Below are 14,466 nucleotides of genomic sequence, written 5' to 3' on the forward strand. Positions count from 1 at the left end.
CGGGGAGTGCAGGAAAAACATTGTATGGAGGCGACATGCGCGGCGTCCTAGTCATCCTCGCGGGTGACGATGGCGCGCGAGGCCGCGTCGTAGCGCAACAGGCGCAGCGCGCCGTTGGCGTCGCCGGCCGCTGCCATCAGGGCCTTGGGCGCAAGCCCGGTGAAAAGCACGAAGTCGCGCACCATGTGCGCCTGGTCGTGGTAGCCGCAATCGACCGCCAGCCGGGTCAAGCCGCCGTGGCGCAGCGGCGCGGCCACCATGCGCGACAAAGCGCGGGTGTAGCGCATCATGCGGCGGCCATCGCGGATGCTCTGGCCGTAGCTGGCCATCACGCGCCGTTCGAGCTGGCGCACGCTGATGCCGAAGCGGCCAGCTATTTCATCGGTAGGCAGTGCCAGCAAAGCCGGCGGCAGCATGAACGGCGCCGGTCCGCGCGCCAGCCGGTCCGCGCGCGCGGCCAGGCGCTGCAACAGCCAATCGCACATCAGCGCGACCCAGGCTGCAGTATCAGCGCTGGCGCGCAACTGGTGCTCCAGCGCCGCCGTGCCGCGCCACTCGGGAGCCGCGTCCGCCAGCGGCACCACGGCATCGCACAATTCGCCCAGCGGAATATCGAACAGGCGGCCGAACTGGCCCGGTTCAATCACGGCGCTGATGAAGGTGGTGCCGGCTTCCCACACGGCGGGGAAATGCTGCGTCAGCGGGCCGGTAACAAACGGCTCGCCATACAGGCGCTCGCGGCCATCGGCTTCCACGAAGCGCGAGCCGCCGCGGACGAAGAAAGTAACCATCGGACAGGGGGAAGCGGGCACCAGCACGGCACCGGGGCTATCCAGTTCGACATGAAAATAGCGCACCACGCCCGCCAGCCTGGGCGGTGGGGTTATGGCCAGGCGCATCGGCGCCGGAATCGCATCCACATCACGCATGGCCAGCATTATAGGGGGCTTCGACCGTGCCTGCCGGCGACGGGCGGCGGCGCGGCCGGCTGGGGCGCCATGTTAGAATCGCCCCCTTACTGACTCGTCATTACGACCTTGGATACCGTTCCCTTGTGGGCGCAATTTGCCGCCCTCGCCTTCCTGATTCTCGCCTCGGCCTTCTTCGCCATGGCCGAAACCGCCCTGATGGCGGCCAATCGCTTCCGCCTGCGCCATCAGGCCAAACGCGGCAGCCGCCGCGCCATCGCCACCCTGTGGCTGCTTGAGCGCACCGAGCAGCTGCTGTCGCTGGTGCTGGTCGCCAACACCCTGCTCAACGCCATGGCGATCGCCCTGGCGACCGCTATCGCCATTACCCAGTTCGGGCTGGAACAGCATGTGATCCTGCTGTCGACCGTGATCGTGGTGTTCATCCTGATCGTGCTGGCCGAAATCTCGCCCAAGATCGTCGGCGCGCGCTATGCCGACCAGATCGTGCTGCCTGCGTCCTTCGTGCTGCGCCCGCTGCTCTCGGTCTCCAAGCCTTTGCTGTGGTTCGTGCACCTGTTCGTCAACACCTTGCTGCGCCTGTTCCGCATCAAGCCCACCGGCCAGATTCAAGAAGGCATGCTGTCGCCGGACGAATTGCGTTCGGTGCTGCTGGAGAACGGCAGCTTCATCCCGAAAAAGCACAAAAGCATCCTGCTCAACCTGTTCGACCTGGACACCATCTCGGTGGAAGACATCATGACGCCGCGCGCCCACATCGAGGCGCTGGACCTGGCCATGCCGGTGGCGGACATCATGTCCCAGCTCACCACCTGCTTCCACAACAAGCTGCCGGTATATGACGGCGAGATCAACCGGATTGTCGGCATCCTGCACGTGCGCAAGGCCATCGCCCTGCTGAACGAGCAGGACGAACTGACGGTGGAACACTTCCGCAAGCTGTTGTCCGAGCCCTTCTTCATCCCGCAGGACACGCCAGCCTTTGCCGCCCTGCAGAACTTCCAGGAGAACAAGGAACGCCTGGCCATCGTGGTCGACGAATACGGCGAGGTGCAGGGCCTGGTCACGCTGGACGACATCATCGAGGAAATGATTGGCGAATTCACCACTTCCACCCCAAGCGCGGCGCGGGCCGACAGCTTTGGCTGGGACGAGCACGGCGCATGCCTGCTGGAGGGCAGCACGGCATTACGTGACATTAACAAGCGTCTGGGTTTAAACTTTCCTCTTGATGGGCCCAAAACCCTGAACGGCATGCTGCTGGAAGTTTTACAAGATATTCCCGATGCGCCCATTTCCGTCAAAGTGGGGAATTGCATCGTGGAAGTGGTCCAAGCACAAGACCAGGCCATTAAAGTAGTGAAATTGCGACGTCCGGAGTTCCGCCAGGCCGAGTGAACCGTGCGGACCTTTACAAAAATGATGCCTGCAGGCATCATCCGGAGACTCACTCTTTATTAACATTCTGATAGTGCGCTCCTATGGCAGCAGTCCAACCCACCTCGGCGTCCGGTTCCCCTATGTCGGGACTGGCCCGGGCCCTGATGCAAGCGGGGCGTCTTACCCCGCAGCAAGCGGACGCGCTGAATAAAAAGGCTATTGCCGAAAAATCAACGTTTATTGATGTGCTGCTGGCTGGCGGCACCATCAATGCGCGCGATTTGGCAGTCTTTTGTGCTGAAACCTTTGCCTACCCGCTGCTCGACCTGAACGCGATCAATCTGGAAATCCTGCCGCCCAAGGCCATCGATACCCGTCTGATGGCCACCCAGCGCGTGATTCCGCTGGCCAAGCGCGGCAACAAGATGTCGGTGGCGCTGTCCGACCCCACCAACACCCAGGCCCTGGACCAGATCAAGTTCCAGGCCGAATCGACGGTGGAGCCGGTCATCGTGCAGCACGACGTGCTGCTCAAGCTGCTCGAAACCCTGACCAAGAGCTCGGCCCAGACCGTCCTTGAGATGACCGGCGACGAAGGCGATATCGAGTTCGCCGAGGAGGAAAGCCTGTCGCAGGCCCAGGGCGCCGCGGCAGAAGCCGAAGTGGAAGACGCGCCAATCGTGCGTTTCCTGAACAAGATGCTGCTGGATGCGGTCAATATGGGCGCCTCCGACTTGCATTTCGAACCCTACGAAAAGTTTTACCGCATCCGCTTCCGGGTCGACGGCAACCTGATGGAGCACGCCCAGCCGCCGACCTCGATCAAGGACAAGCTGGTATCGCGTATCAAGGTGCTGTCCAAGCTCGACATCTCGGAAAAACGCGTGCCGCAGGACGGCCGCATGCGCCTGATCGTATCGTCCACCAAGACCATCGACCTGCGCGTATCGACGCTGCCGACCCTGTTCGGCGAAAAGACCGTGATGCGTATCCTGGATGCGACCCAGGCCCAGATGGGCATCGATTCGCTCGGTTACGACCCGGACCAGAAGGAAATCCTGCTGGACGCCGTGCACCGCCCTTACGGCATGGTGCTGGTGACCGGCCCGACCGGCTCAGGCAAGACGGTGTCGCTGTATACCTGCCTGAACATCCTGAACAAGCCAGGCATCAATATCTCGACCGCGGAAGACCCGGCCGAGATCAACCTGCCCGGCGTAAACCAGGTCAACGTCAACGACCGCGCCGGCCTGAGTTTCCCGGTGGCGCTGAAAGCCTTCCTGCGCCAGGATCCCGACATCATCATGGTCGGTGAGATCCGTGACCTGGAAACGGCGGACATCGCAATCAAGGCTGCGCAAACCGGCCACATGGTGTTCTCCACCCTGCACACCAATGACGCGCCATCGACCCTGACGCGCCTGATGAATATGGGCGTGGCGCCCTTTAATATCGCCTCCTCGGTCATCCTGATCACGGCGCAGCGCCTGGCGCGCCGGCTGTGTACCTGCAAGAAGCCGATCGACATTGCGCCCGATCTGCTGCTGAAAGCCGGTTTCAAGGATGAAGACCTGGACGGCACATGGAAACCTTACGGCCCGGTGGGCTGTGAGCGCTGCAACGGCTCGGGCTATAAAGGCCGGGTCGGTATCTACCAGATCATGCCGATCACGCCCGCGATCGAAGCATTGATCCTGGCACACGGTAACGCGATGCAGATCGCGGCACAATCGGAGGCAGAGGGCGTCAAGTCCCTGCGCCAATCGGGCCTGGTCAAAGTCAAAAACGGACTGACCAGCCTGGAAGAAGTGCTGGGCTGCACCAACGAATAGGAAATTAGGATATGGCTACTGCGGGCACCGCAAAAGAACAGGTTTTCACGTGGGAAGGCAAGGATAAAACTGGCAAGACCGTGCGCGGAGAAATGCGCGCCGGCGGCGAGGCCGTGGTCAATGTGACCCTGCGCCGCCAGGGCATCATGGTCACCAAGATCAAGAAGAAGGTCTACCGCTCGGGCAAGAAGGTTACCGAAAAAGACCTGACCCTGTTTACCCGCCAGCTGGCGACCATGATGAAGGCCGGCGTGCCGCTGCTGCAGGCTTTCGACATCGTGGGCAAAGGCCACGCCAATCCTTCGGTATCGAAGCTGGTGCTGGACCTGCGCGCCGATATCGAGACTGGTACCAGCCTGAACATGGCGTTCCGCAAATACCCGCTGTATTTCGACCCGCTGTTCTGCAACCTGGTGGCAGCCGGCGAGCAAGCCGGTATTCTGGAAGACCTGCTGACCCGCCTCGCGATCTACAAGGAAAAGACGCTGGCCATCAAGGCCAAGATCAAGTCGGCCCTGACGTACCCGATCGCCGTTCTGGCGGTGGCGTTCATCGTGACCTCGGTCATCATGATCTGGGTGGTGCCGGCCTTTAAAGAGGTGTTCTCCAGCTTCGGCGCCGACTTGCCGGCGCCGACCCTGTTCGTGATGGCGATCTCGGAATACTTCGTCAAATACTGGTACCTCATCTTCGGTACCCTGGGCGCCGGGCTGTACTTCTTCTTCCAGAGCTGGCGCCGCTCGGAAAAGATGAAGGCCTCGATGGACCGCCTGCTGCTGAAGGTGCCGGTGTTCGGTGAAGTGATTCGCAAAGCCACCGTGGCACGCTGGACCCGTACCCTGTCGACCATGTTCGCCGCCGGCGTGCCGCTGGTGGAATCGCTGGATTCGGTGGGTGGCGCATCCGGTAACCATGTGTACATGGAAGCGACCAAGAGGATCCAGACCGAAGTCAGCACCGGTACCAGCCTGACCGTGGCGATGCAGAATGCAGATGTCTTCCCAAGCATGGTGACCCAGATGGTGGCCATCGGCGAAGAATCCGGTGCGCTCGATTCGATGCTGGGCAAGGTAGCCGACTTCTACGAAGAAGAAGTGGATGAGGCGGTAGCGCAGCTTTCCAGCCTGATGGAGCCGATGATCATGGTGATCCTGGGCGTGGTGATCGGCGGTCTGGTGGTTGCAATGTACCTGCCAATCTTCAAACTCGGTTCGGTGGTGTAATCAGCATGCAAGACGTATTCATGCTGTTCTCGCCGCCGGCAACGCTGGCCGCCGCCGTGGTGGCCGGCATTCTCGGCCTGCTGATCGGCAGTTTCCTGAACGTGGTGATCCACCGCGTGCCGGTCATGATGCAGCGCGAGGTCGACAGCGTATGCGCCTGCGAGCGCGACGAACCGGAACCGCATCCGGAACGCTACAACCTGGTGGTACCGCGTTCGGCCTGCCCGCATTGCGGCCACCAGATCACGGCGCTGGAAAACATTCCAGTGATTAGCTGGCTGGTGTTGCGCGGCAAATGCAGCTCCTGCAAGGCGCCGATTTCGGCGCGCTACCCGGCCATCGAAGCGCTGAGCGCCTTGCTGTCGGCCGGCCTGGTGTGGCATTTCGGCTTCGGCTGGGCCGGCATGGCCGCCCTGGTATTCGGCTGGCTGTTGATCGCGATGACCTTTATCGATCTCGACACCCAGTTGCTGCCGGACGACCTGACCTTCCCGCTGCTGTGGCTGGGCCTGCTGGTCAACGTGAAAGGCCTGTTCGTGCCGCTGCAGGACGCGGTGCTGGGCGCAGCGGCCGGCTATATGGCGCTGTGGACGGTGTACTGGGTGTTCAAGCTGGTGCGCGGCAAGGAAGGCATGGGCTACGGCGACTTCAAGCTGCTGGCGGCGCTGGGCGCCTGGATGGGCTGGCAGATGCTGCCGGCGATCATCCTGCTGTCCTCGGTGGTCGGTGCGCTGGTCGGCATCGGCATCATCATCGCCTCGCGCATGGGCTTCGACCACAAGATTCCATTCGGCCCTTACCTGGCCGGTGCCGGCCTGCTGGCCTTGCTGTGCGGCCAGCAAATCACCGGTTTCCTGTACGGGGCACCGGGCTGACATGCCGGCGCGCTTCGTGGTCGGCCTGACAGGCGGCATCGGCAGCGGAAAAAGCCTGATCGCCAATATGTTTGCCGACCGCGGCGCCAGCATCGTCGACACCGACCAGATTGCCCACGCGCTGACCGGGCCCAATGGCGCCGCCATGCCCGATATCCTGGCCGAATTCGGCCCCCACATGGCCGACAGCCACGGCGCTATGGACCGCGCGAAAATGCGCGAACTGGTGTTCCGCGAACCGCCTGCCAAGCGCCGGCTGGAAGCCATCCTCCACCCCATGATCCGCGACGCCACCCTGGCGGCGGCCGCCGACGCCACTGGCGACTATGTGATGCTGGCCATTCCCCTGCTGGTCGAATCCGGCGTCTGGAAGCAGCGCGTCAACCGCGTGCTGGTCATCGACTGCCCGGAAGAAATCCAGGTGGCGCGCGTGATGGCGCGCAATGGCCTGGCGGAAGACCAGGTGCGGGCCATTATGGCGACCCAGGTACCGCGCGCAGTGCGCTTGGCGGCGGCCGACGATGTCATAGACAATGGCGGCCGGATCGAAGCTTTAACTCCTCAAGTAGACCGTTTGCATGGTTTTTATCAGCAATATTTGTAATTTTGCTTCGCATAGTTCAGAATCACGAGATTATTAATAGGTCTTCTACACGAGGGATGCTTTGATCGTTTACGAATATCCTTTCAATGAGCGCATCCGCACCCTGTTGCGCCTGGAGGATCTATACGAGAAATTCAAGTTCTTCGTGCATCAGGAACACCCGATGCAGCATCACGTCGCATTGGCCACCATCTTCGACATGCTTGAAGTGGCCGGGCGTGCCGACCTCAAATCCGACCTCTTGCAGGAACTCGAGCGCCAGCGCCAGAGCCTGCTTGGCTACCGCTCCAACCCGAATGTCCAGGCCGAAATGCTGGACGCCATCCTCTCCGAACTCGACAGCGTTTCCAGCGCCCTGGTCGCCTCGCAAGGCAAGACCGGGCAGAACGTGCGCGACAATGAATGGCTGATGAGCATTCGCGGCCGCACCATCATCCCGGGCGGCGCCTGCGAATTCGACCTGCCGTCCTACTACGCCTGGCAAAAGCAGTCGGCCGAGAAGCGTTTCAACGATATCGTCACCTGGTTCAACCCTTTGGCACCTTTGTTTGACGCCCTGGCCCTGGTGCTGCGCCTGCTGCGCGATTCCGGCGCACCGGTAAAAATGATCGCTAATGCCGGCAGTTACCAGCAGATGCTGCAAGGCAAGGTCTACCAGATGCTGCGTCTGTCGGTCGACGGAGCGCTGGGAGCGATTCCCGAGATTTCGGCCAACAAATACATGCTATGGGTGCGATTCACTTCCCAGGGCGGGGACCTGAAACCCAAGCCGTTGGACGAAGATGTACCATTCGAGCTCACCCTCTGTAATTTCTAAGCACCATGCCTACTGTCGTTGAATGCCCCACTTGCCAAGCCAAGGTAGAGTGGACGGAAGCCAATAAATACCGCCCTTTCTGCAGCGAACGCTGCAAGATGATCGACCTTGGCGCCTGGGCCGAGGAAAAATACACCATCCCCGGTTCCGCCCCCACCGATCCCCTCGACGACGACAAGCAATAAGAAAGTCGGGGTCAGCTCCGGCAATCGGACATAAATTTCGCTTTGCGAAATTTATGTCCGATTGCCGGAGCTGACCCCGACTTTTAATAGCGTACTTTGTCCAGCCACTCCAGCAAGGGAATGGTGGCTGGCAGCAGCGGTTCGACGCCTACCGTCCCCTGCCAGGCGAAGGCCTGGCCTTCCAGGCTTTGCGGCTGGCCAGTCCATTCGCGGCTGATGAAGAAGTGCAGCCGCACGTGGGCGTGCGGGTAGACATGCTCGACGCCGCACCATTCTTCCGCGCTCTGGATGTGGATGCCGAGTTCTTCGACGAACTCGCGCTTCAATGCTTCGAGGATGGTTTCGCCGGGGTCGACCTTCCCGCCCGGGAATTCCCAGTAGCCGGCGTACGGCTTGCCTTCCGGGCGTTGGCCCAGCAGGACGTCGCCGTTCGGCTGCATCAGGATGCCGACTGCGACATCGATCGGGCGCGGGGCTGCGTCGCTCATTTCAGCCTCCCCGCGTAATCGCGCGCGAATTGCCAGGCCACGCGGCCGGAGCGCGAACCGCGCTGCAGCGCCCATTGCAAGGCTTCGGCGCGGGCGTCAGCGATCTGCGGCACGCTGCAGCCGAAGGCGGCCAGCCAATGCGCCACGATGCCAAGGTAGTCGTCCTGCTTGAACGGGTAGAACGACAGCCACAGGCCGAAGCGTTCGGACAGCGAAATCTTCTCTTCCACTGTTTCGCCCGGATGCAGGTCGCCATCCTCGTCATGCTTGTACGAAGCATTGTCCGACATACGCTCGGGCATCAGGTGGCGGCGGTTGGACGTCGCGTAGATCAGCACGTTATCGATTACGGCCGACACCGAGCCGTCCAGTGCCACTTTCAGCGCCTTGTAGCCGCTCTCCCCTTCCTCGAACGACAGGTCGTCGCAGAACACCACGAAGTGTTCCGGGCGGCCCGCCACCAGGTCCATGATATCGGGCAGGTCACGCAGGTCGGCCTTGTCGACTTCGATCAGGCGCAGGCCCTGCGGTGCGAACGCCGCCAGGCAGGCCTTGATCAGCGAAGACTTGCCGGTACCGCGCGCGCCGGTCAGCAGCACATTGTTGGCCGGCTTGCCTTCCACGAACTGGCGCGTGTTTTGTTCGATCTGCGCCTTCTGGCGGCCGATGTGCTGCAGATCTTCAAAAGCGATCTTCGCCGGACGCGGCACCGGCTGGAGAAAGCCGGTGTGGCCCAGCTTGCGCCAGCGGAAGGCCGTGGAAGCCTGCCAGTCCGGCTTGGCTGCGGCCGGCGGCACAATGGCTTCCACGCGCGCCAGCAAAGCCTCGGCGCGCTTGAGGAATTGGTCGAGTTGGTTCGACATCCGCTCAGGAACGGTAGTCGGCGTTGATCGACACGTAGTCGTGCGACAGGTCGCAGGTATAGACGGTGGAAGCGGCAGTGCCGCGCGCCAGCTTCACGCGCACGGTGATTTCGCTTTGCTTCATCACGCGCTGGCCCTGTTCTTCCTTGTAGTCCGGATTGCGGCCGCCATCCTTGGCCACCCATACGTCGTCCAGGTAGAGGTTGATCTTGCTGACGTCCAGGTCGTCCACGCCGGCATAGCCGATGGCGGCCAGGATGCGGCCCAGGTTAGGGTCGGAGGCGAAGAAGGCAGTCTTCACCAGCGGTGAATGGCCGATCGAGTAAGCGATTTTGCGGCACTCGTCGGTGTCCTTGCCATCCTCCACCGTGATGGTCATGAACTTGGTGGCGCCTTCGCCATCGCGCACGATAGCCTGCGCCAGGAACACCGACAGCTCGGTGACGGCCGCGGCCAGCGCCTTGTATTCAGGCGAATCGACGGAATCGACCACCAGGGTGCCGGCACCGGTGGCGAGCAGCATGAAGGAATCGTTGGTCGACGTGTCGCCGTCGATCGTGATGCAGTTGAAGGACTTGTCAGCCGCTTCCTTGACCAGCACGTCCAGCACCGGCTGCGCCACTTTGGCGTCGAAAGCCAGGTAGCCCAGCATGGTAGCCATATTCGGCTTGATCATGCCGGCGCCTTTCGAGATACCGGTCATGCTGACCTTGTGGCCGGCGATATCGACAGTGCGCGAACCAGCTTTCGGCTGGGTGTCGGTGGTCATGATCGCTTCAGCGGCGTTAAACCAGTTATCGAGCTTGAGGTTCTGGATGGCCTTCGGCAGGCCGGCCACGATTTTTTCGACCGGCAGCGGTTCCAGGATCACGCCGGTGGAGAACGGCAGGATCTGCTGCGCGTCGCAGCCCAATTCCTTGGCCAGCGCGGCGCAGGTGGTGCGGGCATTGGCCAGGCCCGATTCGCCGGTGCCGGCATTGGCATTGCCGGTGTTGATCATCAGCGCGCGGATCGGCTTGCCGCCCGCTTTCACGGCCGCCAGATTTTCCTTGGAAATCTGCACCGGCGCGGCGCAGAAGCGGTTCAGGGTGAACACGCCCGAGACGGTGGCGCCCTCGGCCAGCTTCAGGACCAGCACGTCCTTGCGGCCCGGCTTCTTGATACCAGCTTCGGCAAAGCCAAGCTCGATACCGGCAACCGGCTTCAGGTCGGCGGCGACAGGGATAGGGGAATTGACGGCCATGGTTTTCTTCTCAATCTTGATAGGGAACGAAGCTGTTATTTTAAACGCACGCGCATTCCGGTGCGCAGTGCAATAACGCCAATCAAAGAATCCAAAATCCCCACACTTTGTAGAAGCTGCTCTCTATTTGTGCAGGTTTCGATTCAATTCAGTTCAATTTTAGTTTATCATGAGAAACTGTCATAAATAAAATGACATGACTTTGGTGCACCGCACTATCAATAAAATAACACTCGATCGGATCACTTTCATGAAGAAACAGCTTCTCGCCGCCGCCATGCTGGCTGCTACCAGCATGATGGCTCAGGCCGGTACCCTGGGCGACGGCAACCTGAGCATCAGTGGCTTTGGCACCCTGGGTGTGGCCAAGACCAACTCCGATGACGCAAAATTCGCACGCTACAACCAGGCTGCGGGCACCGGCGACTCGCCGCGCATCGGCCTGGATAGCAACCTTGGCCTGCAAGCCACCTATACCTTCAACGACAGCCTGTCGGGCACCGTGCAGGTATTGACCCGCAAGAACACCAGCCAGCAGTTCACCACCGACTTCACCTGGGGCTTCCTGAAATACAAGCTGAACGACGAGACCAATGTGCGCCTGGGCCGCGTTGTGCTGCCGGCCTTCCTGATCTCCGACTACCAGAACGTTGGCTACGCCAACACCATGATGCGCCCGCCGATCGAAATGTACGGCCAGGCTCCAATTGAAAACATGGACGGCGCCGACGTCAACTGGCAGCACGCCTTCGGCGACACCAACGTCACCGTGCAAGGCTTCGGCGGCGTGAGCCGCGGCAAACTGTACATCCCGACCGGCGGCGGCGCCGTCGCCAAGCACCAGTCGCCGGTATTCGGCGCAGCAGTGACGGCCGAGTACGGCCCGTTCACCGCCCGCCTGGCGCACGCCCGCGCCAAGATCGAGGTCAACAACCTGGCCCCGATCAACGCACTGACCGACGGCCTGAACGCAACCCAGGTGCCTGCCGCAATCCAGCTCGCCGACGACCTGACCCTGAAGGGCGGCAAGAAGATGAGCTTCACCGAGATCGGCCTGACGATGGACTGGAAAAACATCGTGCTGCAAGCCGAGTACGCCCAGCGCCGCGCCCACGAGCCGGTCTACATCCCTGAGACCAACTCGGGCTACATCATGGCCGGCTACCGCTTCGGCAAAGTGCTGCCTTACTACGCCCACGCCTATTACAAGGACGCCGGCACTTCCGTGACCGTGCCGACCTTGCCGGCCGGCCACCCACTGGCAGCGACCTTCGGCGCCGTGCGCGGCCTGCTGGCGTCGCCTGAGCAGAAATCCGACCTGATCGGCATGCGTTGGGACTTCGCCAAGTCGCTGGCCCTGAAGGTGCAGATCGACCACGTCAAGCCACAGAAAAAAGGCGGCTCCCTGATCCTGCCTAGCGGCGTGATGACCTACAACAACAGCGTGAACGTCTATGCCGCCGGCATCGACTTCGTCTTCTAAGGAGATCTGGCCATGAAAAAAATCCTGAGCGCCCTCCTCGCTTCGGCCCTGGCTGCCGCAGCCTTGCCGGCATCGGCCGAGATCGTCGTGATCGTCAACAAGGACAATCCGGCTTCGCGCATGTTCTCGGAACAGGCGTCGCAATTCTTCCTCGGCAAATCGGCCATGTTCACGCCGGTGGACCAGTCTGAAGGATCCAAGATCCGCACTGACTTCTACCAGAAAGTCGCCGAGAAAGACCCGGCCCAGGTGAAAGCCATCTGGTCCAAGCTGGTGTTCACCGGCAAGGCCACGCCACCGAAGGAATTCAAGTCCAACGCCGAGGTCAAGAAGGCCGTGGCGGACGATCCGAAAGCCATTGGCTACATCGACAAATCGGCTGTCGACGACAGCGTCAAAGTCATCCTGACCCTGCCGTAAGCCCTAAAGTTTTACTGCGCCCGCTACGCGCCAACGCCGCCCCGCAACAGCCGGGCGGCGTTTTTTTTAGATTTCGGCAACTTTCACTAATGAAGCGATACAATGCCGTGATAATCAAAAATTAACAACGCTGGGGAGCACAACTTGAAACTTTCGCTGCGCGCGAAATTCCTGCTGCTGAGCGCTTTCGTCCAGGCCGTGGTGGTGGCCCTGCTAATCGGCAACAGCTTGCGCCTGATGACCAATGCCGTCAGCCGCAACGCCGACCGCGTCGCCCATGAGTACGCCGTCAACCTCAACCTGACCCTGACACCCTATTCCAGCAGCGGGCGGCTGGGCGAATTGCGCAGCTACTGGTCGGAAATGCTGTCCGACCCGCGCGACAGCTTTTTGCGCTATATCGTCATCCTCGACGCCTCCGGCGAACCAGTGCTGGAAGCGGGCGAACGCCCCGAATTCATGCCGGAGGCGCTGCGCCAGGCCCAGCTCGGCGGCGGCGTGCGCACTTCCGTCGACGGCAACCTGCTGCACGCGCAAGCGCCGCTGCTGTTGAAAGACAACCAGGTGGGCATGCTGCACTTCGGCTTATCTACTGTCGACCTGGTGACGGCGCGCGACGACGTGCTGCGGCAGGGTGGCCTGATTGCCATGCTCGGCTTCGCGCTGGCCCTGCTGCTGTTCTACGCCATGACGCGCGGCGTCGGCAAGCGCCTTGGCGCCCTGGCGCGCCACTCGGAAAAACTGGCGGAAGGCCAGTTCAGCCAGTTGCCCGAAAGCGGCGGCGACGAGCTGGAGGTGGTGACCCACTCGCTCAACCTGATGAGCGCAGCACTGCGCGAGCGCATCGCCCAACTCGAAGAATCGCAGCGCCGCCTGCGCGAGTCGGAAGAACGTTTCCGCACCCTGTTCGACATGACGCCGTTGCCACTGTCGGTATCCGACCAGGATGGCCGCATCATCGGCGCCAACCAGGCGCTGGTGCGCACCTTCGGCACACCGCTGCACGAACTGATAGGCAGGCGCTCCGACGAAGTGACGTTCTGGGCCTCGCCTAACGAGCGCCAGCGCATCTGGAACGAGTTCCGCCTGCATGGCGTAGTGCGCGGCGAGATGGCCGACGTGGTACTGCCGGACGGTGGCCCGGGACAAGTGGCGATCTGGTCTTCTTCCCTGCTCCTGGACGGCAAGCACGCCATCATCTGGGCCCTGCTCGACCTGACGCAGGAGATGCAGGCCAAGCAGCAGCTGCGCGAGTTGAACGATGCGCTGGAATCGCGCGTGCGCGAGCGATCTGCCGCGCTGGAACAGGTCAACCGCGACCTGTCGCATGCACTGGAGACTTTGCAGCGCACGCAGCATGACCTGATCGCGTCCGAAAAAATGGCGTCGCTTGGCTCCCTGGTGGCCGGCATCGCGCACGAACTGAACACGCCGATCGGCAATAGCCTGCTGGCCTCCACGGCGCTGGACGACCGTGTCAAGGAATTCAAGCAATCGGTCGCAGACGGCTCGGTACGGCGCTCCACCCTGAATCACCATCTGGAAGAAGTGCAGCTAGCGTGCGGCCTGATTTCCAGTTCGCTGGAAAAGGCCGCCGCCCTGATCGCCTCTTTCAAGCAGATCGCTGTCGACCAGACCAACGACCAGCGGCGCCGTTTCCGCCTGCAGGCAGTGGCACTCGATACCGCCGCAACCTACATGCCGCGGCTGCGCCGCAGCGCGATCCAGATGGAAGTCGACGTGCCCTACGAACTGGAGCTGGATTCCTATCCGGGCAGCGTGTACCAGGTCTTCAACAACTTGATCAACAACGCCCTGATCCACGCTTTTGAAGGGCGCAATTGCGGCCAGCTGTGGCTTTCCGCCCGTCCTGTGGAAGGGGGGCAGATCGAGATCGTATTCCGCGACGACGGCATTGGCATGTCGGAAGAAGTGCAGCGCAAAGTATTCGATCCCTTCTTCACCACCAAGATGGGCAACGGCGGCACGGGCCTGGGCATGAATATCGTCTACAACATCGTCACCGGCGTGATGGGCGGCCGCATCGCCATCGAGTCCGCGCCAGGTGAAGGCACCAAAGTCCGCGTGATACTCCCTGGCGTCTCGCCGCAACGCGAGCAATAG

Annotated in this window: 14 protein-coding genes; 10 read left to right on the plus strand and 4 right to left on the minus strand. The window is 61.8% G+C overall.

Going from position 1 to position 14,466, the window contains the following annotated elements:
• Positions 1-47: 47 nt before the first annotated feature.
• On the minus strand, positions 48-938 hold the full coding sequence (locus tag ACQ4MM_RS03915) for a helix-turn-helix domain-containing protein (protein WP_431476148.1): 891 nt from the start codon (positions 936-938) through the stop codon (positions 48-50).
• 99 nt (positions 939-1,037) lie between these two features.
• On the opposite strand from ACQ4MM_RS03915, the gene ACQ4MM_RS03920 reads away from it, so the two are divergent.
• From ACQ4MM_RS03920 to yacG, 7 genes are all read left to right on the plus strand, one after another.
• Positions 1,038-2,327 carry an HlyC/CorC family transporter gene (locus ACQ4MM_RS03920; RefSeq protein WP_431476149.1) on the plus strand — a complete coding sequence of 430 codons (1,290 nt, stop codon included), beginning with the start codon at positions 1,038-1,040 and terminating at the stop codon, positions 2,325-2,327.
• A gap of 122 nt (positions 2,328-2,449) precedes the next feature.
• Positions 2,450-4,141, plus strand: a complete 1,692-nt coding sequence (gene pilB, locus ACQ4MM_RS03925; RefSeq protein ID WP_431476150.1) for a type IV-A pilus assembly ATPase PilB — start codon at positions 2,450-2,452, stop codon at positions 4,139-4,141.
• Positions 4,142-4,152: 11 nt separating this feature from the next.
• The gene (locus tag ACQ4MM_RS03930; protein ID WP_431476151.1) at positions 4,153-5,364 is read left to right on the plus strand and encodes a type II secretion system F family protein; all 1,212 of its coding nucleotides are present in this window, start codon (positions 4,153-4,155) and stop codon (positions 5,362-5,364) included.
• A gap of 5 nt (positions 5,365-5,369) precedes the next feature.
• Positions 5,370-6,239 (plus strand): prepilin peptidase, encoded by an 870-nt coding sequence (locus ACQ4MM_RS03935; protein ID WP_431476152.1) that lies wholly within the window; start codon positions 5,370-5,372, stop codon positions 6,237-6,239.
• Between the two features lies 1 nt (position 6,240).
• Positions 6,241-6,843, plus strand: coding sequence for a dephospho-CoA kinase (coaE, locus tag ACQ4MM_RS03940; RefSeq protein WP_431476153.1), 603 nt, complete (start codon positions 6,241-6,243; stop codon positions 6,841-6,843).
• A gap of 61 nt (positions 6,844-6,904) precedes the next feature.
• On the plus strand, positions 6,905-7,660 hold the full coding sequence (gene zapD, locus ACQ4MM_RS03945) for a cell division protein ZapD (protein WP_431476154.1): 756 nt from the start codon (positions 6,905-6,907) through the stop codon (positions 7,658-7,660).
• 5 nt (positions 7,661-7,665) lie between these two features.
• Positions 7,666-7,845, plus strand: a complete 180-nt coding sequence (gene yacG, locus ACQ4MM_RS03950) for a DNA gyrase inhibitor YacG (RefSeq protein WP_431476155.1) — start codon at positions 7,666-7,668, stop codon at positions 7,843-7,845.
• A gap of 83 nt (positions 7,846-7,928) precedes the next feature.
• On the opposite strand, the gene mutT is transcribed toward yacG, so the two are convergent.
• Genes mutT through argJ form a run of 3 tightly spaced genes read right to left on the minus strand, consistent with a single transcriptional unit; the run spans position 7,929 to position 10,439 of the window.
• Positions 7,929-8,333: an 8-oxo-dGTP diphosphatase MutT gene (mutT, locus tag ACQ4MM_RS03955; protein ID WP_431476156.1), complete on the minus strand. Its 405-nt coding sequence runs from the start codon at positions 8,331-8,333 to the stop codon at positions 7,929-7,931.
• Positions 8,330-9,196, minus strand: coding sequence for an ATP-binding protein (locus ACQ4MM_RS03960; RefSeq protein WP_431476157.1), 867 nt, complete (start codon positions 9,194-9,196; stop codon positions 8,330-8,332). The genes mutT and ACQ4MM_RS03960 overlap by 4 nt, the downstream gene beginning before the upstream one ends.
• A 4-nt stretch (positions 9,197-9,200) precedes the next feature.
• Entirely contained in the window at positions 9,201-10,439 is a 1,239-nt protein-coding gene (gene argJ / locus ACQ4MM_RS03965; RefSeq protein WP_431476158.1) for a bifunctional glutamate N-acetyltransferase/amino-acid acetyltransferase ArgJ, read from the minus strand.
• 250 nt (positions 10,440-10,689) lie between these two features.
• On the opposite strand from argJ, the gene ACQ4MM_RS03970 reads away from it, so the two are divergent.
• The 3 genes from ACQ4MM_RS03970 to ACQ4MM_RS03980 all read left to right on the plus strand — a co-directional run bounded on the left by ACQ4MM_RS03970 (position 10,690) and on the right by ACQ4MM_RS03980 (position 14,466).
• Positions 10,690-11,922, plus strand: a complete 1,233-nt coding sequence (locus ACQ4MM_RS03970; protein ID WP_431476159.1) for a porin — start codon at positions 10,690-10,692, stop codon at positions 11,920-11,922.
• 12 nt (positions 11,923-11,934) lie between these two features.
• Positions 11,935-12,342: a hypothetical protein gene (locus ACQ4MM_RS03975; RefSeq protein ID WP_431476160.1), complete on the plus strand. Its 408-nt coding sequence runs from the start codon at positions 11,935-11,937 to the stop codon at positions 12,340-12,342.
• A gap of 144 nt (positions 12,343-12,486) precedes the next feature.
• Positions 12,487-14,466, plus strand: coding sequence for an ATP-binding protein (locus ACQ4MM_RS03980; RefSeq protein ID WP_431476161.1), 1,980 nt, complete (start codon positions 12,487-12,489; stop codon positions 14,464-14,466).

The sequence above is a fragment of the Massilia eburnea genome, from assembly GCF_050709955.1.
GTDB classification, from domain to species: Bacteria; Pseudomonadota; Gammaproteobacteria; order Burkholderiales; family Burkholderiaceae_D; genus Rugamonas; species Rugamonas eburnea_A.

What these genes read in the sequence shown, in the direction of transcription:
- argJ (WP_431476158.1), bottom strand. Translation starts at nt 10,439, where the DNA reads ATGGCCGTCAATTCCCCTATCCCTGTCGCCGCCGACCTGAAGCCGGTT.
- ACQ4MM_RS03935 (WP_431476152.1), top strand. Translation starts at nt 5,370, where the DNA reads ATGCAAGACGTATTCATGCTGTTCTCGCCGCCGGCAACGCTGGCCGCC.
- yacG (WP_431476155.1), top strand. Translation starts at nt 7,666, where the DNA reads ATGCCTACTGTCGTTGAATGCCCCACTTGCCAAGCCAAGGTAGAGTGG.
- pilB (WP_431476150.1), top strand. Translation starts at nt 2,450, where the DNA reads ATGTCGGGACTGGCCCGGGCCCTGATGCAAGCGGGGCGTCTTACCCCG.
- ACQ4MM_RS03915 (WP_431476148.1), bottom strand. Translation starts at nt 938, where the DNA reads ATGCTGGCCATGCGTGATGTGGATGCGATTCCGGCGCCGATGCGCCTG.
- ACQ4MM_RS03930 (WP_431476151.1), top strand. Translation starts at nt 4,153, where the DNA reads ATGGCTACTGCGGGCACCGCAAAAGAACAGGTTTTCACGTGGGAAGGC.
- ACQ4MM_RS03970 (WP_431476159.1), top strand. Translation starts at nt 10,690, where the DNA reads ATGAAGAAACAGCTTCTCGCCGCCGCCATGCTGGCTGCTACCAGCATG.
- ACQ4MM_RS03960 (WP_431476157.1), bottom strand. Translation starts at nt 9,196, where the DNA reads ATGTCGAACCAACTCGACCAATTCCTCAAGCGCGCCGAGGCTTTGCTG.
- mutT (WP_431476156.1), bottom strand. Translation starts at nt 8,333, where the DNA reads ATGAGCGACGCAGCCCCGCGCCCGATCGATGTCGCAGTCGGCATCCTG.
- ACQ4MM_RS03975 (WP_431476160.1), top strand. Translation starts at nt 11,935, where the DNA reads ATGAAAAAAATCCTGAGCGCCCTCCTCGCTTCGGCCCTGGCTGCCGCA.
- coaE (WP_431476153.1), top strand. Translation starts at nt 6,241, where the DNA reads ATGCCGGCGCGCTTCGTGGTCGGCCTGACAGGCGGCATCGGCAGCGGA.